This is a genomic window from Rhizobium tropici CIAT 899, from assembly GCF_000330885.1.
Lineage (GTDB): Bacteria > Pseudomonadota > Alphaproteobacteria > Rhizobiales > Rhizobiaceae > Rhizobium > Rhizobium tropici.
The window spans coordinates 1,235,364-1,259,236 of the sequence record NC_020059.1 but is presented as its reverse complement, the minus strand read 5'-3'; the positions used below and the strand labels follow the sequence as shown (position 1 = coordinate 1,259,236).

Below are 23,873 nucleotides of genomic sequence, written 5' to 3'. Positions count from 1 at the left end.
TGCATTGACGTGGCTTGCTGTTTCCGACGTCATTGTTTCGCCGCAAGGATTTTGCAATTCATCGCGCTTGATGTAGACATGTGGCGCAAAGTTGCCGTATTGCGCGACAGGCGCACCAAAACGGCGCAATGCTGGCAGGAAATACCTTTGGGAAGGGGTAATTGATGTTTTCTGGAAATGCACCGATGCGCGCTCTGGTGTTTGGAGCGGCGGCCTTGGTTATGGCGAGCTTCGCCGTGCCGAGCAGCGATGTTGCTTTCGCAGCAAGCGAAGTGAAAGTTCTCGTCAATAGCCAGGTGATCACATCCGGTGACATCGCCAAACGCGTCGCCTTCCTCAAATTGCAGCGCCAGAAGGGCGATCTGAACAAGCTCGCCAAGGAGCAGCTCGTCGACGAAACGTTGAAGCGCGCGGAGATCTCCCGCCTGCGCATGTCCGTTTCAACGACGGACGTCGATGCCGCTTTCGGCCGCTTCGCCTCCAGCAACAAGATGACACCGGCGCAGCTCAGCCAGATTCTGGAAAAGGCCGGCGTCGGCGTTGATCATTTCAAGTCCTATATCGCCGTTTCCATGAGCTGGCCCCGGGTTGTCAATGCACGTTTCGGCGCAAGAAGCCGAATGTCGAACGACGATCTCGTGACGCGCATGACGGAAAACAAGACAAAACCCGTTACGACCGAGTATTTCCTGAAGCAGATCGTCTTCGTCGTACCGGCAGCGAAGCGCAACGCGATCCTGAATGCGCGCAAGGCAGAAGCCGAGGCGTCACGGTCGAAGTTCCCCGGCTGCGACCAGGCGAAAGTCTTTGCCGCTACGATGCGCGATGTTTCCGTACAGGATCTCGGCCGTGTGCTCGCACCGGAAGTCCCGGAAATGTGGAAGCCGATGCTGGAGAAGGCTTCCGGCAATACGACCGCTCCCATCGTGACCGATCGTGGCGTCGAATATGTGGCCATTTGTTCGCAGCGCCAGGTGAACGATGACGTTGCCGCGGCTGCCGTGTTCCGCGCCGAGGATATAGGCAAGGACAAGGCAACGGGTGTGAGCGCCAACGATAAGAAGTACATGGACGAACTGCGCTCCAAGGCGCAGATCGTCTATCGCTGATTTGACCATGCCACAGCGCTCTTCCCTGCCCCTTCCCCTTGCTCTTACGCAGGGGGATCCGGCTGGCATAGGCCCCGACATTACGCTCGCCGCCTGGCTGCGTCGCGGCGAGTTGAATTTGCCGCCCTTTCTGTTTCTCGGCGATGCTGCCGTGCTTGCGGCACGGGCCTCTCAGCTCGGATTGACTGTACCGTTTGCGATCGCCGATCCGGCAAATGCCGGCAGCGTTTTTCCCGACGCACTGCCAATCCTGCCGATCGAAGCAGGGGTCGATGTCATCGCCGGCAAACCGCATGTCGCCACCGCCAAGGGAACGATCGCCGCCATAGAGATGGCTGTTTCTCTCAGTATGAGCGGCCAGACATCCGCAGTCGTTACCAATCCGATTGCCAAATCGGTGCTCTATGATGCCGGTTTTGGCTTTCCCGGTCATACGGAGTTCCTGGCAGATCTTGCAACGCGTGCGACCGGAAAGCCGGTCATGCCGGTCATGCTGCTTGCCGGTCCGAAGCTCCGCGCCATTCCGGTCACCATTCATATCCCGCTGAAAGACGTCCCGGAGGCGCTGACCTCCGACCTGATCGCCGAGACATGCCGGATTACCGATCACGACCTCCGCGTCCGTTTCGGCATCTCCAAGCCGCGCCTTGCCGTTGCTGGCCTTAATCCGCATGCCGGAGAGAATGGCGCGCTCGGCAAGGAAGACGACGAAATCGTCCGGCCTGCGATCGACAAGCTCCGCTCCGAGGGCATCGATGCATTCGGTCCCCTGCCCGCCGACACCATGTTCCATGACGATGCCCGTCGACGTTACGATGTCGCGATCTGCATGTATCACGATCAGGCTTTAATCCCCGCCAAGGCGCTCGGCTTTGATGATTCCGTCAATGTCACGCTCGGCTTACCCTTTGTCCGTACGTCTCCGGATCATGGTACGGCCTTCGGCATCGCCGGCAAGGGCATTGCCAAGGAAGACAGCCTGGTTGCCGCCCTGAAGCTGGCGAACGAGATCAGCAGCAAGACCGGAAACAATCCCTGATGGCCGCTCTCGATGGCTTGCCGCCCCTTCGCGATGTAATCCAGCGCCATGGCCTCGATGCGCGCAAGGCGCTTGGGCAGAACTTCCTCCTCGATCTCAATTTGACTCAGAAGGTCGCGCGCACAGCGGGATCACTCGAGGGTGTCACCGTTTTCGAGGTCGGACCCGGACCGGGCGGCCTTACGCGCGCCATCCTGGCGCTCGGGGCGGCCAAGGTCATCGCCGTCGAACGCGATGCGCGCTGCCTGCCGGCGCTGGCGGAAATCGCCGATCACTATCCAGGCCGGCTCGAGGTGATCGAAGGCGATGCGTTGAAGACGGATTTTGCCGCCCTTGCCCCGCAAGGGCCAGTCAAAATCATCGCCAATCTGCCCTATAATGTCGCGACGCAGCTTTTGGTGAACTGGCTGCTGCCGGCGCAATGGCCGCCTTTCTGGCAGTCTCTGACGCTGATGTTCCAGAAGGAAGTCGGTCAGCGGATCGTCGCGCAGGAGGATGATGATCACTATGGCCGGCTTGGCGTGCTCTGCGGCTGGCGGACATCGGCTCATATGGCGTTCGACATATCTCCGCAGGCCTTCACGCCCCCGCCGAAGGTGACCTCGACGGTTGTGCATCTGACACCAAGGGAAAACCCCGTTCCTTGCTCAGTCGACAAGCTGGAGAAGGTGACACAGGCCGCGTTCGGCCAGCGCCGCAAGATGCTGCGCCAGAGCCTGAAGCCAATTGGTGGCGAAACCCTGCTGCTAAAGGCCGATATCGACCCGCAGCGTCGCGCCGAAACGCTTTCGGTAGAAGAATTCTGCCGTCTGGCAAACTGCCTGTAATCAGCTTTACAGCTTCGGCGTCTCTTCCAGCAGATCGCGAACGAAATCGAACATGCCATGCCGGCGGTCGCGGCGCAGGCGCTCGGCCTTGACGATCGACTGAACGGCGTCGAAAGCAACGTTCAGATCGTCATTGACGATGACATAGTCGTATTCGCGCCAATGAGCGATCTCGGCCCGGGAATTGGCGAGACGCATGGCGATGACCTCTTCCGAATCCTCAGCACGGCGATGCAGGCGCGACTGCAGCTCCGTCATGGTCGGTGGCAGCACGAAGATGGAGACGACATCAGCCGGCATCTTCTCCTGCAACTGTTGCGCACCCTGCCAGTCGATATCGAAAAGCATGTCGCGGCCCTCTGCCATGGCAGTCTCCACGGGCTCGCGCGGTGTGCCATAGAAATTGCCATGCACCTCGGCCCATTCCAGCAGGGAGTCTGAATCGCGAAGGCGCTCGAATTCGCGCTGCGAGACGAAATGGTAGTGCACGCCCTCGATTTCGCTCGGCCTGCGCTGCCGCGTCGTGACGCTGACGGAGAGGCTCACCTGCTTGTCCTTATCGAGCAGTGTGCGCGCGATCGTCGACTTGCCGGCACCTGACGGCGAGGAGATGGCTAGCATCAGCCCTCGGCGGGCGATCGGAATGGATGTGGATGTCGCCGGCTTCATGGCCTACTCCAAATTCTGGACCTGTTCGCGGAACTGGTCGATAACCACCTTCAACTCGATGCCGGCGGCAGTAACCGCCGCTGCATTCGACTTCGAACAGATGGTATTCGATTCCCGGTTAAATTCCTGTGCAAGAAAATCGAGCTTTCGTCCAACAGGGCCACCCTTGGAAATGAGATCGCGCGCTGCCGCCACATGCGCTTTCAGACGATCGACTTCCTCGCGCAGATCGGCCTTGGTGGCGAGAAGAGCCGCTTCCGCATGCAGGCGGTCGCGGTCGAGGCCGGACGAGCCATCGAGAAGCATCGAAACCTGCGTGGCTAGCCTTGCGGCAATTTGCTGCGGCGAACGGGAGGGATCACGCTCGACCGTCGTCGTCAGCGACTCGATCGTTGCCACATGGCCGAGCAGCACCTTGCCGAGTGCATCTCCTTCCTGCCGGCGCATGTCGCTGAGATCACCGAGCGCTGCCTCAAGGCCCGCCATGATATCGGCGTCTCGAGCAGCGACCGCGTCTTCATTTTCTTCGGCTTCCTTGAATTCCACCAAACCGCGCACGGCCATCAGGCTTTCCAGTCGCAACGGCGCGGGATCGACGATGCCGGCCAGCTGATCGCGCAGCGCCAGGACCGCTGCCAGCGCATCCTGATTCACGACGACCTCGACGCGGCTCTCTTCGATGGAAAGGGAAAGGCTGACCTGAAGGTTGCCGCGCGTGAGCCGATCCGCAATCGACTTCCGGACATCAGCCTCAAGGCGCTCCAGGCCCGGCGGCAGACGCAGACGGACATCCAATCCCTTGCCGTTCACGGAACGCAGCTCCCATGCCCAACGGCCACGACCGCTCGTTCCCTCACGCCGGGCAAAACCGGTCATGGACTGCAATGCCATGCAAGCCTCCGATAATTCTATCCCCATCCAACGAAAGTCTTCGCATTATGGGTCAATGTAAAGTGAATCCGCGCCGCGCTTCCTATGCAAGCCGCGGCACAGCGAGGATCAGTTGGTTTTCTTCTTCTGCTGTGCGCCTGAGCCGGGAGCGACGGCAGCATCGTCGGGCTGACCGTCCACGGCAATGGCGCTGGGATCTTCACCCTTTTCGGCAACCAGCTTGCGCCAGCGCCTGACATTGGCGTTGTGCTCGTCCAGCGTTGCGGCGAAGACGTGTCCGCCCGTGCCGTCAGCGACGAAATAAAGATCCTGCGTCTTCCACGGATTGGCAACGGCCTCCAGAGCGTCCCTCCCAGGATTTGCGATCGGCGTCGGCGGCAAACCCTTGATGAGGTAAGTATTATAAGGCGTGTCCTTCTTCAGGTCGGACTGATAGATCGGGCGATCGGCCGGCTTCCCTTCGCCGCCGAAGAGGCCGTAAATGACTGTGGGGTCAGATTGCAGACGCATACCCTTGCCGAGGCGGTTCAGGAAGACGGACGCGACGTGCGCACGCTCATCGGCAAGACCGGTTTCCTTTTCCACGATGGAGGCCAGCGTGACGAAATCCTGCTTATTCGCCAACTGCACGCTGGAGTCGCGCTTTTCCCAGATCTGCTCGACCAGCTTCGTCTGCGCGGCCTCCATCTGCTGAATGATTTCCGTGCGTTTGGTGCCGCGCGTAAACTTATAGGTGTCGGGCCTCAGGCTGCCCTCCGGCGGCAGCGCCGATGGCAGATCGCCTTCCAGCACGGTATCGGCCTGCAGCTTGTTGAACATCTGCCGAATCGTCAGGCCCTCAGGCAGGGTAACGGAATAGAGGATCGACTTGCCGGACTTCAGCAGTTCCATGATGTCCCTCATGGAAGCACCAGCCTTGATCTCATATTCGCCGGCCCGAAGAGTTTCGCCGTCATGGAGATAGGTGGCCGTCAGCCACCGGAAAACGCGCTGATCGCTGATGATGTTATTGGATTCAAGGCGATTGGCAATCTCGCCGAGGCCGGCACCATTACGAACGATGAAATTCGTATTGGTCGTCAGCGGACCGGGCCCCTGATAGATCGAAAACGCGTAATAGGCGCCGCCGATCGCAACGACGGCAACAAAAACTGCCAGCGTCATCAGGAAGTTCAGAAAGATGACCATCTGGCTGCGAGCTTTGCGCGAACGCTTCGGCGGGTCCGGAACACGCTCCGGACGCAAGGCTTCATTGGCCGACTTCGGGATGATCGGCCCTTTCTGCCCGTTCGGAGTTCCATTGCTCTGGTTCGTATCGCTCACCGGCAATCCCTTCCCTTTTGTGATTGCCTGCTCTTTGGCCAAGCAATGCGGCAAAAAACAGGTTCAGAAGATAAGGCGGAACGCGAGCTCCGACTTCGACCGATCAGGCGTTCCCGCACCGCATTCCCGAAAAAGACGAAGGCGCAGCAACAATCAAGAATGCGGGCGAGGTTGCCGAAAGACATCCCCGCTCTCATAGTTACGCGTTGTTATTAAGCCTCATAGCGACGCAGAACAAGCGACGCATTCGTGCCGCCGAAGCCGAAGGAGTTCGACAGCGCGACGTTGATTTCGCGCTTGCGGGCCTTGTGCGGGACGAGATCGATGGCGGTTTCGCGTTCCGGATTGTCCAGATTGAGCGTCGGCGGGGCGATATTGTCGCGGATGGCGAGCGTGGCGAAGATCGCCTCGATCGCACCGGCGGCGCCGAGCAGATGGCCAGTGGCCGACTTGGTGGACGACATGGAGATTTTCGACGCGGCATTGCCGACCAGCCGCTCGACGGCGCCGAGCTCGATCGTATCCGCCATGGTCGAAGTGCCATGGGCGTTGATGTAGTCGACATCATCAGGCGTCAGGCCGGCGCGCTTCAGAGCCGATGTCATGCAGCGGAATGCGCCTTCGCCGTCTTCGGACGGAGCGGTGATATGATGAGCGTCGCCGGAGAGGCCGTAGCCAACGACTTCGGCATAGATCTTGGCGCCGCGTGCCTTGGCATGTTCAAGCTCTTCGAGCACGACGATGCCGGCGCCCTCGCCCATGACGAAGCCGTCACGGTCGCGATCATAGGGGCGCGAAGCCTTCTGCGGTGTATCGTTGAAGTCCGTCGACAGCGCCTTGCAGGCGGCAAAGCCGGCAAGCGAAATGCGGCAGACCGGAGCTTCGGCACCGCCGGCAACCATGACATCGGCATCGCCGAGCATGATGAGACGGGCGGCATCGCCGATCGCGTGCGCACCGGTCGAACATGCCGTGACGACGGCATGGTTCGGGCCGCGGAGCTTATGACGGATCGAGACCTGCCCCGAAACGAGATTGATGAGACGCCCTGGGATGAAGAAGGGCGAGATGCGGCGCGGACCCTTGTCGCGCAGCGTATAGCCGGCTTCGACAATGCCTTCGAGGCCGCCGATGCCCGAGCCGATCATCACGCCCGTTGCAATCTGATCCTCGTCCGTTTCCGGGTGCCAGCCGGCATCGGCCAGCGCCATATCGGCGGCCGCCATGCCATAGATGATGAAGGGATCGACCTTGCGCTGCTCCTTCGGCTCCATCCAATCGTCAGCATTGAACGTGCCGTCGGTGCCGTCGCCTACGGGAATTCGGCAGGCAATCTTTGCCGCGAGGTCCTCGACCTCGAACTCAGTTACGAGGCGGGCGCCGTTGTGCCCAGCGAGCAACCGCGTCCAAGACACCTCAGTGCCACAGCCCAAAGGTGATACCATGCCGGTACCCGTGATAACGACACGTCTCATCGCCCGCAGACCCCCGTCTTTTTATGATGATATGCGTATAAATGGGTTTCGGCCGGCTTCGCCGGACGAAATAGGGCGGACTCTTCAGCCCGCCCTGTCAAAAAGCGCGAAAGATTAGGCCTGGGCCTTCTCAATGAACTTTACCGCGTCGCCGACCGTCAGGATCGAGTCGGCAGCATCGTCCGGAATTTCGACGCCGAATTCTTCTTCGAAGGCCATGACCAGTTCGACGGTGTCGAGCGAGTCCGCACCCAGATCGTCGATGAAGCTTGCGCTTTCAACAACCTTGTCGGCGTCAACGCCAAGATGATCAACAACAATTTTCTTTACGCGTTCTGCGATATCGCTCATGTCGGTTTCCTCGACCTTATATCCTGATGAGAATGCCTTGTGACATCCCTACCCTAATTCAAACCTGCAGCATCTGTTCCGACGCCGCTGGCAAACCCGTTCAATCCGGCATTGAGATCCGGCCCAGCGCCTTGAATATGGCCCAGTCCGCCTGAATTTTCCGGACGACTGTTCACAGTCATGGCCCGCTTAACACGGTTTAAGTCTGTCGCAAAGCCAGAAAATAGCCGGCTCCGGGTTGCTCAACATGCTATTGGCGGGAAAGCACCCTCCAACAGCAATTCCTTTAGATCATCGCCATGCCGCCGTTGACGTGGATCGTCTGGCCCGTGACGTAGCTGGCTTCCGAAGATGCAAGATAGGCGACGGCGGAAGCGACTTCCGCGCCAGTGCCCATGCGCTTCATGGGAATGGCACCCATGATGGCTTCCTTCTGCTTGTCGTTCAGCTTGCCCGTCATCGCGCTTTCGATGAAACCCGGGGCAACGCAGTTGACCGTAACGTTGCGCGTCGCGATTTCCTGGGCCAGCGACTTGGTGAAGCCGATCATGCCGGCCTTGGAGGCGCAATAGTTCGCCTGGCCCGGATTGCCGGTCACGCCGACGACCGAAGTGATGTTGATGATGCGGCCGTAGCGGCGGCGCATCATCGGATGGGTCAGCTCGCGCGTCAGGCGGAAAACGGCCGTCAGGTTGACTTCCAGCACGGCATCCCAGTCCTCATCGCTCATGCGCACGAAGAGGCCGTCCTTGGTGATGCCGGCATTGTTGACGAGAATATCGACGCCGCCAAGCTCCTCTTCGGCCTTGGCGCCGAGTGCCTTGACTTCGTCGCGGTCCGACAGGTTGGCCGGGAAGATCTTGACGCGATCGCCGAGTTCGGAGGCCAGCGTCTCAAGTTTTTCGACGCGCGTGCCGTGCAGGCCGACGATTGCACCCTGCTTGTGCAGGAGCCGGGCAATTTCTTCGCCGATGCCACCGGATGCACCGGTTACCAGGGCCTTGCGGCCGGTCAAATCAAGCATGTGTGTCCCTCGTTCCTTGAATATATCAGGCAAGCAATGCGGCAAGCGCCGTATCTATATCTGCAGCGTTGTTGACGGCGATGCCGTTGACCGACTTGTCGATGCGGCGGGCAAGACCCGTCAGCACCTTGCCGGCGCCAATTTCATACAATGTCGTCACGTTGTTGGCGGCAAACCATTCCACCGTCTCGCGCCAGCGCACCTGTCCGGTGACCTGCTCGACGAGCAACCGCGCGATCTCATCGGCGTCGGTAACCGGAGCCGCCTTCACATTGGCGATAACAGGCACGACCGGGTTGGTCTTGGCGACGCCGGCAAGCGCTTCGCGCATGGCGTCCGCAGCAGGCGCCATCAATGCGGAATGGAACGGCGCGGAGACCGGCAGCAGGATCGCGCGTTTCGCGCCCTTGCCGGTCGCAAGTTCCGCTGCCTTTTCGACCGGGGCTTTCTCGCCCGAGATCACGATCTGGCCGCCGCCATTGTCATTGGCGATCTGGCAAGCGCCAAGCGTGGAAGCTTCTTCGCAAACCGCGATGACATCGGCATGTTCAAGGCCGATGATCGCAGCCATCGCGCCGACGCCGACGGGCACTGCCGCCTGCATGGCGTTGCCACGGATACGGAGAAGCCGCGCCGTGTCGGCAAGCGAGAAGGTGCCGGCGGCGCAGAGAGCGGAATATTCGCCGAGCGAATGACCAGCCACATAGGCGACCTTGCTCTTCAGATCGAGGCCACGCGCCTGCAGTACACGGATAACTGCCATCGACACTGCCATTAGCGCAGGTTGCGCATTGGCCGTCAGGGTCAGCTTATCTTCCGGGCCGTTGAAGATAACGTCGGAGAGCTTTTCACCGAGCGCATCATCGACTTCCTCGAAGACGGCGCGCGCCTCGGCGAAATTGTCGGCAAGGTCCTTGCCCATGCCGACAGCTTGGCTGCCCTGGCCGGGAAATGTGAAAGCAACAGTCATTATAAAGCGTCCTTTTGGGGGTCGTTTTGCTTCCCAATGACATTGTTTGCAGCGGAGTCAATAGTGCAAGCCCCGCAGCCGCCCGCTTTTGCGCCTGCGAAGTGCAATGATTTTTTTCTTGCGCTCGCTCAGATCGGGCCTAAATTTGCGCGACCTCGTTCATTTTGACCTTCTCCCATCCCCAAGGTTTTCCCATGAAATATAAGAGATTAGGCCGCACCGATATTTCCGTTTCGCAGATCTGCCTGGGCACGATGACCTGGGGCACGCAGAATAGCGAAGCCGAAGCCCATGAACAGATGGACTATTCCGTCAATAAAGGCATCAATTTCTTCGACACCGCCGAAATGTATCCGACGACGCCCGTCGGCCCAGAGACTCAAGGCCGCACCGAAGAATATATCGGCACCTGGTTCGAGAAGAGCGGCAAGCGCAAGGATGTCGTTCTCGCCACCAAGGTCGCCGGTCCGGGCCGCGAATATCTGCGCGGCGGACAAGGGCCGGATGCCGCCAATATCAATGCAGCCGTTGACGCCAGCCTGAAGCGATTGAAGACCGATTACATCGACCTCTATCAGGTTCACTGGCCGAACCGCGGCCATTTCCATTTCCGTCAGAACTGGCGCTATAACCCCTTCCACCAGGATCGCGAGAAAGTCATCGCCGAGATCACCGAAATCCTGGAAACGATGGGCGAGCTGGTGAAGGCCGGCAAGATCCGCGCCGTCGGCCTCTCGAACGAGACGACCTGGGGCATCCAGAAATATCTGACGATTGCCGAGCAGAAGGGCCTGCCGCGCGTCGCCACCACCCAGAATGAATACAACCTGCTCTACCGCCATTTCGACCTCGATCTGGCCGAACTGTCGCATCACGAAGATGTCGGCCTGCTCGCCTATTCGCCGCTCGCCGGCGGCATCCTCACCGGCAAATACGTCGGTGGCGCAAGGCCGGCCGGCTCGCGTGGCTCGATCAATCTCGATATCGGTGGCCGCCTGCAGCCGCTGCAGGAACCGCCGGTGAAGGCCTATCTCGAAATCGCCGCCAAATACGGCATCGATCCCTCGAAACTGGCGCTAGCCTATTGCCTCACCAAGCCATTCATGACTTCCGTCATCATCGGCGCGACGACGATGGCGCAACTCGAGACCGACGTGGCCGCCGCTTATGTGACGCTCCCGGAAGAGGCACTTGCCGAGATGGAGCAGGTGCATCGCAAGTATCCGATGCCGATGTGAGGAAGCCTGCCGGTAGGATTCAAAACGGATAAGCGGGCAAGTTTGTCCGTTTATTCGGCCGTCATGATGGAAGCACGACAGCAGATTTCGCGAACGTAGTTGTTGCCATAAGTAACGAAGGCGGTCGGAGGGATGCTTTTGGTATTAATCAAAGGCTGAAATACAAGGGAATTAACATCTCCCTCGTACGTCCCAACAATCGTGACGGCATAACTCCCCTGTGCGGTTAAATGAACTGCCATTGGAATAAATGACTGCTTGGCGAAAACCATTGCGGGCTCTAAAGATTTTTCAGTGGTTATTTCAATGTATCGCCTCCCAAGCTGTTTTTCTTCAAATTCACGTACCCATACCGACGTTTGAGGCATATAACCGGCTTTTTTGCCGATCAACACGCGATACCAGTCGCCGGTGCTCTTGATGATCTGTAACTCGCTTCCATTCGCAAAAGCCGCAATCGTCTTGGAGCGGATATCCCGCCCGGCTTTTAATAGAGCCGAACCACTATCATCTTGAACAATACCGTTTTTTGGGACAGGAACTTGCAGAAGCGGCGGCTTTTTGCTCAGCGTCTTTGACGTTATGCGTCCATCAGCAACCGGTGCCTGAGCTTTATCGGACGACGATTTGACCTCAGATTCATGAACTTCTTGAAACGAGACCGTCGTAACCCGAAACTGTGTCATTTCGCTCGATGACAAATAGCGAATATCATTGCTGTCGTACTTTAGGGCAAGCTGCAGCAAACTAGGATCGACGCCCATTTCGTTCATATAGGAAATCACGTCGGCGGTTTGCTGTTGAACGGCCGCAACGGCATCCTCGATATTCATTCCACTCGTATCGCTGAACGAAGATTTATGAACGCCGATCGCACCCGGCTCGGCATAACGAGTTACGCCGCCCAGAAATGACAAGGAACAAGCCGAGGCGCATTCCGAGTCCCGCGCAGCCACGGTTTGAAGGCCTAGAGATCGGATCAGACGACCAAACTCCATAGCCTTGTATACGTTTCCGCCACCACTGAAGAAACTAATGGAAAATGCATGGCTGGAAAGAACTTCATTGCGAAATATGCTCAAGTCATCGTCAGCTTCGAACCGACCACTCACCATGATGAACTTGGAACCATCTTTCAAACTATGGGCTTCATAGCTTAACCTCGCTGTCGCATGCTGAGCGACAAGGGTGAGGCCCAAAACAAGACCCGCCAAAACAAAATTCTTTGTCATTTCTTTCACAAGCCAGCCCCCAATTGCAGCCATGCAATGAATTCCACAGCTCCAGGCGCTTCACAAGCCATGATTGCAGCACACGTTCGAAAGATTCCGCCTCGGCGCTGATATGAAAGCAGGCCCATAAGGCAGCGGGAAAACCATATCTACGGCAAACGACCTATTACTCCGCCTTCGGCGTAATCGTCAGTTCCGAACCGTAGGCCTCACGCAACTCGTCCTGCCCCTTTACCCGGTCCGTCGACTTGTGAAGCAGGATCGACCGATAGCCTTCAGAGCTTCGCCCCTCGATCAGGGTAACATCGGCATTGCCCGGGTTGTCCGAGCGCTCGAACCAATCGACCGGGTGATGCAGGAAGTTCATCTCGAAGGCGCGGTTGGTGACGCCGTGGCCGACGATGATGACATTGTTTCTGCCGTTTTCGGCGTCGTGCATGACGGTCTGCAGGAACAGACGGACGCGCTGGGCGACATCGGCGCGGCTTTCGCCATCCGGTGGACGCGCATAGAACTTGCCGTTATTGTTGCGCAGCCTGGCCCATTTCTCGAACTCGTCGGGGAATTTCCGCTTCTGTTCGGCGTGATCGTAGATTTCGGTGAAGAGCCCGAAATCCTGCTCGCGCAGCAGATAATCCTCTCTGGTATCCCCGATGAGTTCGGCAGACAGAACCTCCAGCAGGGCATCCTTGCTCTGCCGCGTTCTCAGGAAGGGCGAGTACCAGACGCTCAGTTTGCGCAATTCAGCTGATGGCAATCCCTTCAGATAGGCTGATATCGCTTCACCCGCCTCCAGCACCTGCCGATAGCCCCATTCCGTCAGGGGCACATTATGATCGCCGAACTGCCGATAGGACCGGTCGTCTATATTGCCGAGGGATTCGCCGTGCCGAACGAGAAAGATGCGCATGAACCATCCCTGTTGCTGCAATTCGCATCCCATCATATGGGAGAGTGCGGCGGGTGCAACGCTGCGGCGGACGGGAACCCGCGATTTGGCCCGAGCATCAACGCCGCTCACGGGCAAAACGGCATAATTTCGCCCGCACCCTTGCCTTTCGGAGAAAAATCCGTATAAGCCGCCCTGTTCGCAACCCGGTCTTCTGGCTGGTGGCTGAACGGAGGGCCGGTTTTCCGCAAGGGGAATCGTTCGGAACGGAAGCGTTCCAGCCTCCCGTGTCTCCGCTCTCGACCGTCTCGGAAACGCTTTTCTTGCTTGGGTTTACCCTCTCAGGAGCAGTCGTTGAGGCTTAGCCGCCGAATATCGGGTTCAGACCAACGCAAGAAAGGCAAAGCTATCCATGGCTCTTTACGAACATGTATTCCTTGCCCGGCAGGATATTTCCGCTCAGCAGGTCGACGCCCTCGTAGAACAGTACAAGGGTGTCATCGAAGCTCACGGCGGTAAAGTCGGGCGTATCGAGAACTGGGGCCTCAAGTCCCTCACCTACCGCATCAAGAAGAACCGCAAGGCTCACTACGCCCTGATGGACATCGATGCTCCGGCCGCTGCGATCCAGGAAATGGAACGCCAGATGCGCATCAGCGAAGACGTCCTGCGTTACATGACGATCGCTGTCGAAAAGCACGAAGACGGCCCGTCGGCCATGATGCAGAAGCGCGACCGTGACGACCGTCCGCGCCGCGATGGCGACCGCCCGGAGCGCAGCTTCGGCGATCGTGGTCCGCGCCCGGATCGTGGTGACCGCGAAGACCGTCCGCGCCGTCCGCGCGAAGACCGCGTATAAGGAGATTTGAGAATGTCTGAAGTTTCCTCCGCACCGGTCCGCCGTCCGTTCCATCGCCGCCGCAAGACCTGCCCGTTCTCGGGCGCCAATGCGCCGCGCATCGACTACAAGGACGTTCGTCTCCTGCAGCGCTACATTTCCGAGCGCGGCAAGATCGTTCCGTCCCGCATCACGGCCGTTTCCCAGAAGAAGCAGCGCGAACTCGCCCAGGCGATCAAGCGCGCGCGTTTCCTCGGCCTGCTGCCTTACGTCGTCGCTTAATATAAGCTGACGCCGATTGAATTAGAGGGAAGGCAGCGATGCCTTCCCTTCTCCCTTTCGCGATGGGCGCGGATCGGAACCTTGAAACCCCATGTTGGGGATAAGCTTTCGCGCCAGAGTGGCGAAGGCATCCTCTAACTGCTCGATACGAAGCAGGACAGCGACGTGAAAAAGTTGAACGCAAAAGAGCTTGGCATCGGCGCGCTCGCCGGTCTGACCGCCGCCCTACTCGTGTATGGCGCGACCCTTCAGCCATTGTTGTTCATCCTGTTCGGTGCGCTTTCCGCTCTCCCGATCCTGATCGTCGGCCTCGGCTGGGGTAACATGGCTGTTATCGTTGCCGTCGTGGTCGCCGGCATCGTCGGCACGATCATCGCACCCTCGGTCTATTTCGGGCTCTTCGTCGTTCTCCTGACGCTGATACCCGCATGGCTCAGCCATCTCGCCAATCTGGCGCGTCCTGCCTCTGAACTTGGTGGGCCAGATAATCTGATGGCCTGGTATCCGCTCTCCGACATCATGCTGCATCTGTGCGGCCTTGCAGCCGTCGTGATCATCGTCGCCGGCGCGGTCATGGGCTACGGTGCCGATCTAGTGGGACAAGTCGTCGACGCCTACATGGCCGCAGTGAACCAGCAGTCTCCCGATCTTCAGCTCAATCCGGTTGCGATCGCGAAGATGAAGTCGCTGATGCTCTACATGATCCCGATCGCCTGGGGCATGATCTGGGTCATGATGTTGCTGACCGCCTATTATGTAGCGACCCGCGTTGTCGCGGCCTCGAGCCACAATCTGCGTCCGCGCGACGATATCCCCTCGTCGCTGCGTATGAACCGCAATGCGATCTTCGTCTTTCTCGTGGCGATCGTCGCGATCTTCTTCGGTGGCGTTCTCGGCCTCATCGCCGCCGCCGTGCTTGGCGCCTTCGGCGCGGGCTTCATCATTTCCGGCTTTGCTTCGCTGCACTACCGGACGCGGGGCAAGGACTGGCGTCTGCCGGTTCTGATCATCTGCTACCTGGTATGCTTCTTTGTGACGCTGCCGCTTTTCATCGTTCTCGTTCTCGGCCTCTACGATACCCGCAAGGCGATATCGCTCACCCCGAACAAGAATGCCGACACACCCAAACAAGACACGAAAATCTGACATCGAAAGGAACAAGAAAATGGAAGTTATTCTTCTCGAACGCATCTCCAAGCTCGGCCAGATGGGCGAAACCGTCAAGGTTCGCGACGGCTTTGCCCGTAACTACCTGCTGCCGCTCGGCAAGGCGCTGCGCGCCAACGCCGCCAACAAGGCTCGTTTCGAAGCCGAGCGAGCAACGCTCGAAGCCCGCAACCTCGAGCGCAAGAGCGAAGCCCAGAAGGTTGCCGACGTTCTCGGCGGCAAGTCCTTCATCGTCGTTCGCTCGGCTGGCGAAACCGGCCAGCTCTACGGCTCGGTCGCTGCTCGTGACGTCGTCGAAATCCTCGCCGCAGAAGGCTTCAACATCGGCCGCAGCCAGGTTCACATGAACACGCCGATCAAGGCTATCGGCCTGCACGATGTTGCCATCGGGCTTCACGCCGAAGTCGAAATCAAGGTTGAGCTCAACGTCGCCCGTTCCGCTGAAGAAGCCGAGCGTCAGGCCAAGGGCGAAACCCTCACCTCCGCAGACGCCATCTACGGCGTTGACGAAGACGCGCTGCGTCCGGAAGATTTCTTCGATCCGGAAGCTGACCGCGACGGCGAAGAAGAAGCTTGATCCTCAAGCCTTCTCCAAAACTGTGAATGAAAGAAAGCCTGGCTCCTCGACCCAGGCTTTTTTGTTATTGGCAGACGATAAAGCGAACGCTTCTGTCAGTCGTTATTCCTAGGCTCCGGCAGCGGAGCCGAATCCTTGTCAATCGAAACGACGACGGACATGCCAGGCGCCAACTGGTCGGCGAGTGGCTGTCCATCCTCGATCTTGATCCTCACGCCGAGACGCTGGGCGACCTTGGTGAAATTGCCCGTGGCATTGTCCGGCCTGATGACGGCAAATTCTGAACCCGCTGCCGGAGAGAAACGCTGGATGCGGCCCTTGATCTCGCGATGCCCGAGCGCATCCACGGAAATCGTGGCGGGCTGATCGAGCTTCATGCCATCGAGCTGCGTTTCCTTGAAATTGGCTATGACCCAGATGTCCTTCGGCACCAGGTTCATCAGCTGCGTACCTGGTGTCACATATTGGCCGAGGCGAACGCCAACTTCCCCAATGCGGCCGTCCTGCGGCGCCCTGATGGTCGTGTTGTCGAGATCGATATCGGCAAGCTGCACGGCAGCCTCCGCGCCGCTGACACCGGCTTCCAGGGAGGCGCGGTTGACGATGATCGTCGTCAGGTTCTGCTGAGAGACGTCGAGAGCGGCCTTTGCCTGATTGACCGATGCCTGAGCCTGCTGCAGCGTCGCCTGCGCCTGTTCGGAATCGCTCGTGGTCGAGACACCTCTGGAGACCAGTGTCGTGACGCGATCGAAGGCAAGCTGGGCACGCTTTAAGGCAGCGTTGGCGCTATCGATCTGCGCCTGGCTGGAGACGATGCCAGCCTTGGCGGCCTGCTCCTGCTGCTGCGAATTGGCAAGTGCCGCCTTCTGCCCGTCCAGCGTCGCGTGGGCCTGCGCTACCTTCTGCTTGTAGATACGATTATCGATCTGGGCGAGCACGTCGCCCTCCTTGACGAGTTTGTAGTCCTTGATCGGCACGTCGGTGATATAGCCGCTGACCTGCGGGCTGATAGTCGTGACATAGCCTTTGACATAGGCGTCGTCGGTGGTCTCGACCGCGGTTTTGAACGGCGGCAGATGCCAGGCATAGAGAACCAACATGACGCCGCCGATGCCGGCGAGAACCGCGATGACTTCGATGGGGGAGCGAACGAGCCTCGACATGGAGCTATTTCATATCCTCATGGGTTGGATGTCACGACCTCAGCCCGATCGTCGGCCAGGCGAGCCCTGACGAAGCGGAAGAAGACATGGATTGAGAGGCCGGCAAGCGACAGGAAGGCGATTACGGCAGCAGTGAAGAAGGCATCTCCATAGGCGAGCATATTGGCCTCACGGCTGACCTGCGCACCGAGCAGCGCCAGCCCCTCCCCTTTCAGGAGCGCGCTATCCCCGATCACCTTGCCATAGGAGGATGAAAGCTGGCTGACGCGTGTGGCCACATGCGGGTCTGTCAGCAGCACGCGTTCCGTCAGGACAGCCGAGTGGAACTTCTCGCGAATGGTGATCAGCGTCCCGTAAAAGGCCGAGCCGATCAGGCCGCCGATGCTTTGCGTGAAGGTGAAGACGACGAAGAAGGTCACCAGATAGGGTGGCCCCTTGGATATAGCCTCCTTGAAGCCTTGCGACATGGACGGCGGCAGGAACAGGGCCGCGCCGGCTGCAACCAGCGCCTGGCTGAAATACATCTGCTCGGGACGGGTCAAGTTCGTCACCTGCGAATCCATCAGCGCGCCCACGCCCATCAGGATGAGCGCGACGAACTGGATCTGCCAGCTGAAGCCGTAGCTCATAAACACGGTGCAGATGAGGCCCCCGATGATGGAGAAGGCCAGGATGATCCAGTACAGAATGGAAAGCTGATCATAGAGGAGCCCGACCGCGTTCTGATAGAAGGTCATGATGACGGAGGTCTGCTCGGCGGCAATGATGCGGAAGACCAGGAGGATCGCCGTCAGATGCAGAATTTCAGGCCGAAGCAGCCAGCGAACGTCGATCAAAGGCGTCGACCGCCTCAGCTCGACGACAATGGCAACGGTCAGGGACGCGATGGCAATCACCAGGACGACCCCGAGCCATGGCACCTCCAGCCACCAGTAGAGGCGCCCGACCGACAGGGCGACGGCAAGACAGCCGAAACCGATCGCCACGAGAAGATAGCTGAAGATATCACCCAGCACGATGACCTTGACGCGCGGCGGCGGTGTCAGCGGCAGCAGATAGATGATCGGCATGACGAGCAGCGCCAATGCCATCTCGAGCGTGTAGAGGCCACGCCATTCGCCATAGTCCAGCAGCGAGGGTGACACGAGGCGGGTGATGGGGGCAGCAAGCAGCGTGTTCATCATCGCCAGACTGACGCCGATCGTCATCTTCTTCGCCGGCTCGAAGGCCTCCAGCATATAAAGGAAGCCGAGCGTCGACAGCGGCGCGCCGGCAATTCCGCTCAGGAAGCGGACGACGATCGCAGAATGCAGGTCGGAGACGAAGAGATTGAGCAGCGAGGCGAGCACGAAGCCGAGAATGCTGACCTCGGCGAAATTGCGCACGCCATATTGAAGGCGAATCTTCACCAGCGCGATGGCGAGGCTGACATTGGGCGCCATATAGGCGGCAGAAAGCCACGCCGATTCTGTGGTGGTCGCCGCAATGGTTCCCTGGATCTGCGTAAGGTTGGCGAAGGCAAGATTAAGACCCAGACCCTGGGTCAGGAAGAACAGAACGGATGCCGCAATATAGAGCGGCACTTTCCAGCCCGGCATAGGCGGTGGAGCGGGCGGGACGGCGTTGGCTTGCGCATTGGCGACCGGGCCCGGATCCCCGCTCATGCATTACCTCATGATTTGCCGATATTCTGAAGATTGGCAGTCATGGCACGAATAACCTTCAGCGCCATGCCGACATCCTCGTCCGAAATCCCCTCCAAGATATCCGCGCGCACACCGCTGGCAAGAGCTTCGACCTCGGCGGCAACGACTTTTCCGGATTCCGTTATGAATATCTGCTTGGCGCGGCGATCGGATACGGCGGCCCGACGTTCGATGAAATTCTGCGCCTCCATCGCATCAAGGATGCGTACGAGCGTCGGCGTTTCCAGCTCCAGCTCGTCGGCGAGCTCTCTCTGGTTTATCCCATCCCGGCGGGAGAGCTTGCGAAAAACCCTCGCACGGGAAAGGGTCATGCCGTGCTCTCGAACGAGGGCGTCAAAAGCCGCCCTCAGCTTGCGATTGAACGCAGAGAGGTCGTCGAAGAGTTCTTGTCTTGATGGCGCACCTGGCATTATTGCAGCTTTATATAATTAGCGTCCTACCCTAATTTAAAGGAAATACCCGGATTTCCCCAGCTTTTCAAGCAGGATAGCCGCACCAATTGATGCATACGCCGAAAGACCCAGCTAAGATATTCCCCACAGATGGTTTGCGTATGTGATTCGTGTGTCGATCTTTTCGTTGCAAAGTGGCCACAAGAGATTTTTTACGTGGCGGCAATCTGCGCCTGTGGACGAGTGGAAAAACGTTGATAGGCCGGACCTATTCGCCCCACTTCGGGTGGCTGTCCATTTGCCTGGTTGACCATGACATCGGAACGTCGCAAACCAGTCGACACCCTAAAGTACGAAGAGATGGAAAATGAACGAAGCTGCGCGCAAGCTCGCCGCCATTGCTCCCGCCGACCAGCATTATCGTGAAGCGCCCAATAACATTGAGGCGGAACAGGCTCTGCTCGGCGCCATCCTCGTCAACAACGATGCCTATTACCGCGTCTCCGACTTCCTGAAGCCGATTCATCTTTACGAACCGCTGCACCGCAAGATCTTCGAGGTCGCCGGCGACATCATCCGCATGGGCAAGACTGCCAACCCCGTCACCATCAAGAGCTTCGTGCCGGCTGACGAGAAGGTCGGCGACATGACGGTCGCGCAATATCTCGCGCGGCTTGCCGTCGAAGCCGTGTCGATCATCAATGCGGAAGACTATGGCCGCGCCATCTACGATCTGGCGCTGCGCCGCGCGCTGATCACCATCGGCGAGGACATGGTTAATATCGCCTATGACGCGCCGCTCGACATGCCGCCGCAGGCACAGATCGAGGATACGGAGCGCCGGCTGTTCGAGCTTGCCGAGAATGGCCGCTACGACGGCGGTTTCCAGTCCTTCAACGACGCCGTGGCCCTTGCAATCGACATGGCGGCCGTCGCCAAGGAGCGTGACGGCGGCCTCTCCGGCATCTCCACGGGCATCCACTCGCTTGATAGCAAGATGGGCGGCCTGCAGCGCTCCGACTTGATCGTCCTTGCCGGTCGCCCCGGCATGGGTAAGACCTCGCTTGCGACCAACATCGCCTACAATATCGCCGCCGCTTACGAGGGCGAAGTCCAGGCGGATGGCTCGATGAAGGCGAAGAACGGCGGCGTCGTCGGCTTCTACTCGCTGGAAATGTCGTCCGAACAGCTCGCCACGCGTATCATCTCCGAGCAGACGGAAGTCTCCTCGTCGAAGATCCGACGCGGCGATATCAATGACGCCGATTTCGAAAAGCTCGTTGCCTGCTCTATGATGATGCAGAAGGTGCCGCTCTATATCGACCAGACCGGCGGCATCTCCATCGCCCAGCTTTCCGCGCGTGCCCGACGCCTGAAACGCCAGCGCGGTCTCGACGTTCTGGTGGTCGACTACGTGCAGCTGATGACCGGCTCCGGCAAATCGAACGAGAACCGTGTTCAGGAAATCACCCAGATCACCACTGGCCTGAAGGCGCTCGGCAAAGAATTGAACGTGCCGATCATCGCGCTCTCCCAGCTCTCGCGTGCGGTCGAAAGCCGCGACGACAAGCGGCCTCAGCTTTCCGACCTGCGTGAATCCGGCTCGATCGAGCAGGACGCCGACGTCGTACTCTTCGTGTTCCGCGAGGAATATTACGTCAAGAACCAGGAGCCGCGCGATCCGAACGACCCGAAATATGGGGAATGGGAAGCTCTGTTCGACCGCGTCAAAGGCACGGCCGACGTCATCATCGCCAAGCAGCGCCACGGGCCTACGGGCACGGTGAAGCTCGCCTTCCAGTCGGAATTCACGCGCTTTGCCGACCTCGCCGACCCGTCTTTTACGCAGTATGAGGAACATTGACACGAAGCTCAATGTTCCGCTGGGACGGAGAAACACTTCGCACTTTTCCCGGAGACGCTTCACAGTCCCGCAGTTCGCAGCAAAGCCACCGTCGCAACACCGACAACAACGCTTGCCAGCATCGGCAAGCGGCGGGAGGCGATTGCGGTGGCCGCGCAGGCCAGCGCCTCCGCCCAGCCGGTAGCAAAAGCCGTCGGAGCAATGACAGCCATCAGCACCGCTGGTGGAATGGCTTCGATTGCGGTTTGCCTGCGCTCGTCAATCCTAACGTAGCGAATCAAGACAAGACCGCCAACACGGGTGAAAATCGTTGCGGCAGCCATGGCGAGGATGGCGAGCAGAGTGCTGAGATCAAGCGTCACGCTGCCTGCTCCCGCGCCCGGCCTTTCCAGAAAGCCATTGCCAGCCCCGCCAGCGCGCCGGCTGCAATATGCCAGACACCGGGCACGAACTGGTGGACAGCAACGGCTGCAATTCCGCTTGCGGCAAGCACCGCGCCAGTTTCCGGTCCTTTCCAGAAGCCCATGACCAGCACGATGAAGACGGCAGGAAAGGCGAAGTCGAGACCGATGACGGCGGGATCGCCGAGAAAGGCGCCAAGCAAGGCACCCGCAAGCGACGAGCCGACCCAGGCCAAGTAGAAGGGCGTGACGATGCCCGCATACCAGGCGGGTGTGAGCCGCATCGTGCCCGCGCGGAATTCCGCCATGGCCCAAATCTCATCGGCGAGAAACAGCATGGCGATATAGCGTTTGATGCCGGCGAAAGATTGCATCTTCGTGCCGATCGAAGCACTCATCAGCAAGTGCCTGATATTGACGAGCAGAGCCGCGAAGCCGGCGCCCATCCAGCTTGCGGGATGTGTCCAGATGTCCATCGCCACGAATTGCGAGCCGCCGGCGAAGACGAGCGCGCTCATCAGTGTGGTCTCCAGCGGCGAAAGCCCCTTGGTCGCCGAAACCGCGCCAAACACGAGGCCGATCGGCAGGACGGCGACGATCAGCGGAAAAATGGCACGCATCCCGGCTTTGAATTCGCCGGCCGGCCGGCTTTGCTGCAACATTGGCAACCTCCACTTCAACAATGACGGAGAGGTAGCCGACGGCAGCCGGCGCTGTATTGAACGAAAGTGACTGGAGTTCCATCCGGAATCCGCAACGCGTTTTCAACATCCGGGGAAAAGCGAAATGCTCTACGTATTTGTTTCTTTACGTATTCCGGACGGAAAACCGCTAGCCGACACGGAACTGGCCCGGGGTGACACCGGTGCGCGATTTGAAGTGGCGCGTAAAATGCGCCTGATCGGCGAAACCGCATTCGATGGCGACGTCGGCCGGCATGCGGCCCTCCCGGAGCAATCGGCGGGCAACGATGACACGCCGGTCGGTCAGAAAGGCATGGGGTGTAATATGATACTCCCTGCGGAAGGCGCGGATCAGGTGCGCGCGGCTCAGCCCCGCGACCTTGGCCAACTCCTCCAATCCGACATCGCTGTCGAAATTCTCACTGAGGTAATCGCGGGCGCGCGCAACGGCACTGCGCTCCTTGGTATCGACGGGCAGGACGATCGTGCTGCCGTAGCGCGCAAAGAGCGCCGCCAGCACCGAGAACATGCTTTCATCGGATTCCAACGCGCCGGCGCCGCTCTCGAGTGTGCGGTGCGCCTTGTGGAAGGCGCTGGCAAGCTGCGGATCGCGCGACAGCGAACTGGCGAAAGAGGGCGTCGCGTTGAAGGCTTTGCCCGTAACGTCTTCCAGAATGTCGACGAAGAGCTTCGTGTCCGGGTAGATCATGCGGTAGCGATAGCCTTCGCCGCCCGGAGCGCCGTCGTGGACTGTGTCAGGATTGACCAGATAGAGATCGCCCGGTCCGGTTTCCTCCCGCCTGCCGTGCAATGTGACAATCTGGCTGCCGCGCTCAATCGCCCCGATGCTGAACGTGTCGTGCGCATGCGGCGCATATTCATGCGTCACGAAGCTTGCGCTCAGGCATTCCATACCGCGAAAGCGACCGTCCCGCCAGAAGCGGGTCGATTCCACCTTGGCAAGCGGCATGGCGTCAGCCGCCTCTTTCTGCGAAACGTTCTGCATGCCAGCACATTATCGAGCCGACTGCCGCGCGTCTTGAACAAAAGTGATCGCGTGTGGGAAAGGCTGGTATCTGCCTGTCCGCGCTTTCTCCTTGCCACAATCCTCTCTACAACTTGCTTCTCATCGCGGCGATTCATGACAGATCTTCCCTCCCCTTTCTGAGGCGAGGATGCCTTTACTTTCGCGGCCTGATCTCGACGCGCTCGCCAAAACCGGCGCAAGCATGGGCGGTGAAGGTTTCCGTAGAGAGACCTCTCTGCTTCAATGGATCACACGTCAACCGTCCAACCATGCTGCGAGGCCATCGAGCGTCTGTAGCCCGTATTCGACCGCGCCGAAGCCGATGACGAACCGGCGCCGCTCGGGGCTGGGGTGGAGTTGGCGCAGGGTAAGAACCGTCTTGCCGTCGGCTTGCTCATCGAAGGTCACTGTGACGCGGAAACGATCGGGGTCATTGGGCTCCGGCGTGCCATGGTCCATCACAATCCGCTCGTTCGGGACGATCTCCAGAAAGCGCATGAGGTTGGGAAAGCGCTGCTTCCGGCCCTCGAACACGCCCACCATGTCGAACCGCCAGATCCCGCCCTCGCGGATGTCGCCTTCGTGGTTCTCAATTTCAAATCCGGCCGGACCGTACCATTCGGCGAGGGCCTTGGGGTCCATCCACGCGGCAAAAACCTTGTCGCGCGGATGATTCAGCAGCTTCACCAGCACGATTTCCCTGTCGAGCGCCCAAGTGTCGAACGGGTTTGCCATG

General features: G+C 59.4%; 25 protein-coding genes. 9 read left to right on the top strand and 16 right to left on the bottom strand.

The window, feature by feature from the left end:
* Positions 1–164 precede the first annotated feature (164 nt).
* From RTCIAT899_RS06115 to rsmA, 3 genes are read left to right on the top strand one after another with little or no spacing between them, the layout of a single operon-like run.
* Positions 165–1,109 carry a SurA N-terminal domain-containing protein gene (locus RTCIAT899_RS06115; RefSeq protein ID WP_015339366.1) on the top strand — a complete coding sequence of 315 codons (945 nt, stop codon included), beginning with the start codon at positions 165–167 and terminating at the stop codon, positions 1,107–1,109.
* Between the two features lie 7 nt (positions 1,110–1,116).
* Positions 1,117–2,148 (top strand): 4-hydroxythreonine-4-phosphate dehydrogenase PdxA, encoded by a 1,032-nt coding sequence (gene pdxA / locus RTCIAT899_RS06110; protein ID WP_015339365.1) that lies wholly within the window; start codon positions 1,117–1,119, stop codon positions 2,146–2,148.
* A complete protein-coding gene (gene rsmA / locus RTCIAT899_RS06105; protein WP_015339364.1) occupies positions 2,148–2,975 on the top strand; it encodes a 16S rRNA (adenine(1518)-N(6)/adenine(1519)-N(6))-dimethyltransferase RsmA in 828 nt (275 codons plus the stop codon). The genes pdxA and rsmA overlap by 1 nt, the downstream gene beginning before the upstream one ends.
* Positions 2,976–2,981: 6 nt before the next feature.
* On the opposite strand, the gene gmk is transcribed toward rsmA, so the two are convergent.
* The 7 genes from gmk to fabD all read right to left on the bottom strand — a co-directional run bounded on the left by gmk (position 2,982) and on the right by fabD (position 9,678).
* Positions 2,982–3,644 (bottom strand): guanylate kinase, encoded by a 663-nt coding sequence (gene gmk, locus RTCIAT899_RS06100; RefSeq protein ID WP_015339363.1) that lies wholly within the window; start codon positions 3,642–3,644, stop codon positions 2,982–2,984.
* Positions 3,645–3,647: 3 nt separating this feature from the next.
* Positions 3,648–4,535: a YicC/YloC family endoribonuclease gene (locus tag RTCIAT899_RS06095; RefSeq protein ID WP_015339362.1), complete on the bottom strand. Its 888-nt coding sequence runs from the start codon at positions 4,533–4,535 to the stop codon at positions 3,648–3,650.
* 108 nt (positions 4,536–4,643) lie between these two features.
* Positions 4,644–5,858, bottom strand: coding sequence for an endolytic transglycosylase MltG (gene mltG / locus RTCIAT899_RS06090; RefSeq protein ID WP_015339361.1), 1,215 nt, complete (start codon positions 5,856–5,858; stop codon positions 4,644–4,646).
* 212 nt (positions 5,859–6,070) lie between these two features.
* Positions 6,071–7,333 carry a beta-ketoacyl-ACP synthase II gene (fabF, locus tag RTCIAT899_RS06085; protein WP_015339360.1) on the bottom strand — a complete coding sequence of 421 codons (1,263 nt, stop codon included), beginning with the start codon at positions 7,331–7,333 and terminating at the stop codon, positions 6,071–6,073.
* Positions 7,334–7,447: 114 nt separating this feature from the next.
* On the bottom strand, positions 7,448–7,684 hold the full coding sequence (locus RTCIAT899_RS06080) for an acyl carrier protein (RefSeq protein ID WP_004122114.1): 237 nt from the start codon (positions 7,682–7,684) through the stop codon (positions 7,448–7,450).
* Between the two features lie 286 nt (positions 7,685–7,970).
* Positions 7,971–8,708 carry a 3-oxoacyl-[acyl-carrier-protein] reductase gene (gene fabG / locus RTCIAT899_RS06075; protein ID WP_015339359.1) on the bottom strand — a complete coding sequence of 246 codons (738 nt, stop codon included), beginning with the start codon at positions 8,706–8,708 and terminating at the stop codon, positions 7,971–7,973.
* 25 nt (positions 8,709–8,733) lie between these two features.
* Positions 8,734–9,678, bottom strand: a complete 945-nt coding sequence (gene fabD / locus RTCIAT899_RS06070) for an ACP S-malonyltransferase (RefSeq protein WP_015339358.1) — start codon at positions 9,676–9,678, stop codon at positions 8,734–8,736.
* Between the two features lie 194 nt (positions 9,679–9,872).
* Between fabD and RTCIAT899_RS06065 the strand changes: the two genes are divergently transcribed.
* Entirely contained in the window at positions 9,873–10,916 is a 1,044-nt protein-coding gene (locus RTCIAT899_RS06065) for an aldo/keto reductase (RefSeq protein ID WP_015339357.1), read from the top strand.
* A gap of 50 nt (positions 10,917–10,966) precedes the next feature.
* Here RTCIAT899_RS06065 and RTCIAT899_RS06060 read toward each other — a convergent pair whose 3' ends face one another.
* Together RTCIAT899_RS06060 and RTCIAT899_RS06055 are read right to left on the bottom strand one after the other, a co-directional pair.
* The gene (locus RTCIAT899_RS06060; RefSeq protein WP_015339356.1) at positions 10,967–12,181 is read right to left on the bottom strand and encodes a hypothetical protein; all 1,215 of its coding nucleotides are present in this window, start codon (positions 12,179–12,181) and stop codon (positions 10,967–10,969) included.
* A gap of 133 nt (positions 12,182–12,314) precedes the next feature.
* A complete protein-coding gene (locus tag RTCIAT899_RS06055) occupies positions 12,315–13,058 on the bottom strand; it encodes a histidine phosphatase family protein (protein WP_015339355.1) in 744 nt (247 codons plus the stop codon).
* A 391-nt stretch (positions 13,059–13,449) separates the two neighbouring features.
* On the opposite strand from RTCIAT899_RS06055, the gene rpsF reads away from it, so the two are divergent.
* The 4 genes from rpsF to rplI all read left to right on the top strand — a co-directional run bounded on the left by rpsF (position 13,450) and on the right by rplI (position 15,901).
* On the top strand, positions 13,450–13,896 hold the full coding sequence (gene rpsF, locus RTCIAT899_RS06050) for a 30S ribosomal protein S6 (RefSeq protein ID WP_015339354.1): 447 nt from the start codon (positions 13,450–13,452) through the stop codon (positions 13,894–13,896).
* A gap of 12 nt (positions 13,897–13,908) precedes the next feature.
* Positions 13,909–14,157 carry a 30S ribosomal protein S18 gene (rpsR, locus tag RTCIAT899_RS06045; protein WP_004122103.1) on the top strand — a complete coding sequence of 83 codons (249 nt, stop codon included), beginning with the start codon at positions 13,909–13,911 and terminating at the stop codon, positions 14,155–14,157.
* Between the two features lie 165 nt (positions 14,158–14,322).
* Entirely contained in the window at positions 14,323–15,303 is a 981-nt protein-coding gene (locus RTCIAT899_RS06040; protein ID WP_041677320.1) for a DUF2232 domain-containing protein, read from the top strand.
* A 19-nt stretch (positions 15,304–15,322) separates the two neighbouring features.
* Entirely contained in the window at positions 15,323–15,901 is a 579-nt protein-coding gene (gene rplI, locus RTCIAT899_RS06035; protein ID WP_015339352.1) for a 50S ribosomal protein L9, read from the top strand.
* A 95-nt stretch (positions 15,902–15,996) separates the two neighbouring features.
* Here the strand turns inward: rplI and RTCIAT899_RS06030 are convergent, their stop codons facing one another.
* The 3 genes from RTCIAT899_RS06030 to RTCIAT899_RS06020 are packed head-to-tail and all read right to left on the bottom strand — an operon-like array spanning position 15,997 to position 19,180.
* Positions 15,997–17,064, bottom strand: coding sequence for an HlyD family secretion protein (locus RTCIAT899_RS06030; protein WP_015339351.1), 1,068 nt, complete (start codon positions 17,062–17,064; stop codon positions 15,997–15,999).
* Positions 17,065–17,081: 17 nt separating this feature from the next.
* On the bottom strand, positions 17,082–18,728 hold the full coding sequence (locus RTCIAT899_RS06025) for an MFS transporter (RefSeq protein WP_015339350.1): 1,647 nt from the start codon (positions 18,726–18,728) through the stop codon (positions 17,082–17,084).
* An 8-nt stretch (positions 18,729–18,736) separates the two neighbouring features.
* Positions 18,737–19,180 carry a MarR family winged helix-turn-helix transcriptional regulator gene (locus RTCIAT899_RS06020; RefSeq protein WP_015339349.1) on the bottom strand — a complete coding sequence of 148 codons (444 nt, stop codon included), beginning with the start codon at positions 19,178–19,180 and terminating at the stop codon, positions 18,737–18,739.
* Between the two features lie 349 nt (positions 19,181–19,529).
* Between RTCIAT899_RS06020 and RTCIAT899_RS06015 the strand changes: the two genes are divergently transcribed.
* On the top strand, positions 19,530–21,026 hold the full coding sequence (locus RTCIAT899_RS06015; protein WP_015339348.1) for a replicative DNA helicase: 1,497 nt from the start codon (positions 19,530–19,532) through the stop codon (positions 21,024–21,026).
* Between the two features lie 59 nt (positions 21,027–21,085).
* Here the strand turns inward: RTCIAT899_RS06015 and RTCIAT899_RS06010 are convergent, their stop codons facing one another.
* The 4 genes from RTCIAT899_RS06010 to RTCIAT899_RS05995 form a co-directional block, all read right to left on the bottom strand.
* Complete coding sequence (locus RTCIAT899_RS06010; protein WP_015339347.1) at positions 21,086–21,388, bottom strand: AzlD family protein; 303 nt, start codon at positions 21,386–21,388, stop codon at positions 21,086–21,088.
* A complete protein-coding gene (locus RTCIAT899_RS06005; protein WP_015339346.1) occupies positions 21,385–22,089 on the bottom strand; it encodes an AzlC family ABC transporter permease in 705 nt (234 codons plus the stop codon). Before RTCIAT899_RS06005 ends, RTCIAT899_RS06010 begins: the two co-directional genes overlap by 4 nt.
* 169 nt (positions 22,090–22,258) lie before the next feature.
* The gene (locus RTCIAT899_RS06000) at positions 22,259–23,080 is read right to left on the bottom strand and encodes an AraC family transcriptional regulator (RefSeq protein ID WP_041677840.1); all 822 of its coding nucleotides are present in this window, start codon (positions 23,078–23,080) and stop codon (positions 22,259–22,261) included.
* A gap of 312 nt (positions 23,081–23,392) precedes the next feature.
* Entirely contained in the window at positions 23,393–23,872 is a 480-nt protein-coding gene (locus RTCIAT899_RS05995) for an SRPBCC family protein (RefSeq protein WP_015339344.1), read from the bottom strand.
* Position 23,873 lies beyond the last annotated feature (1 nt).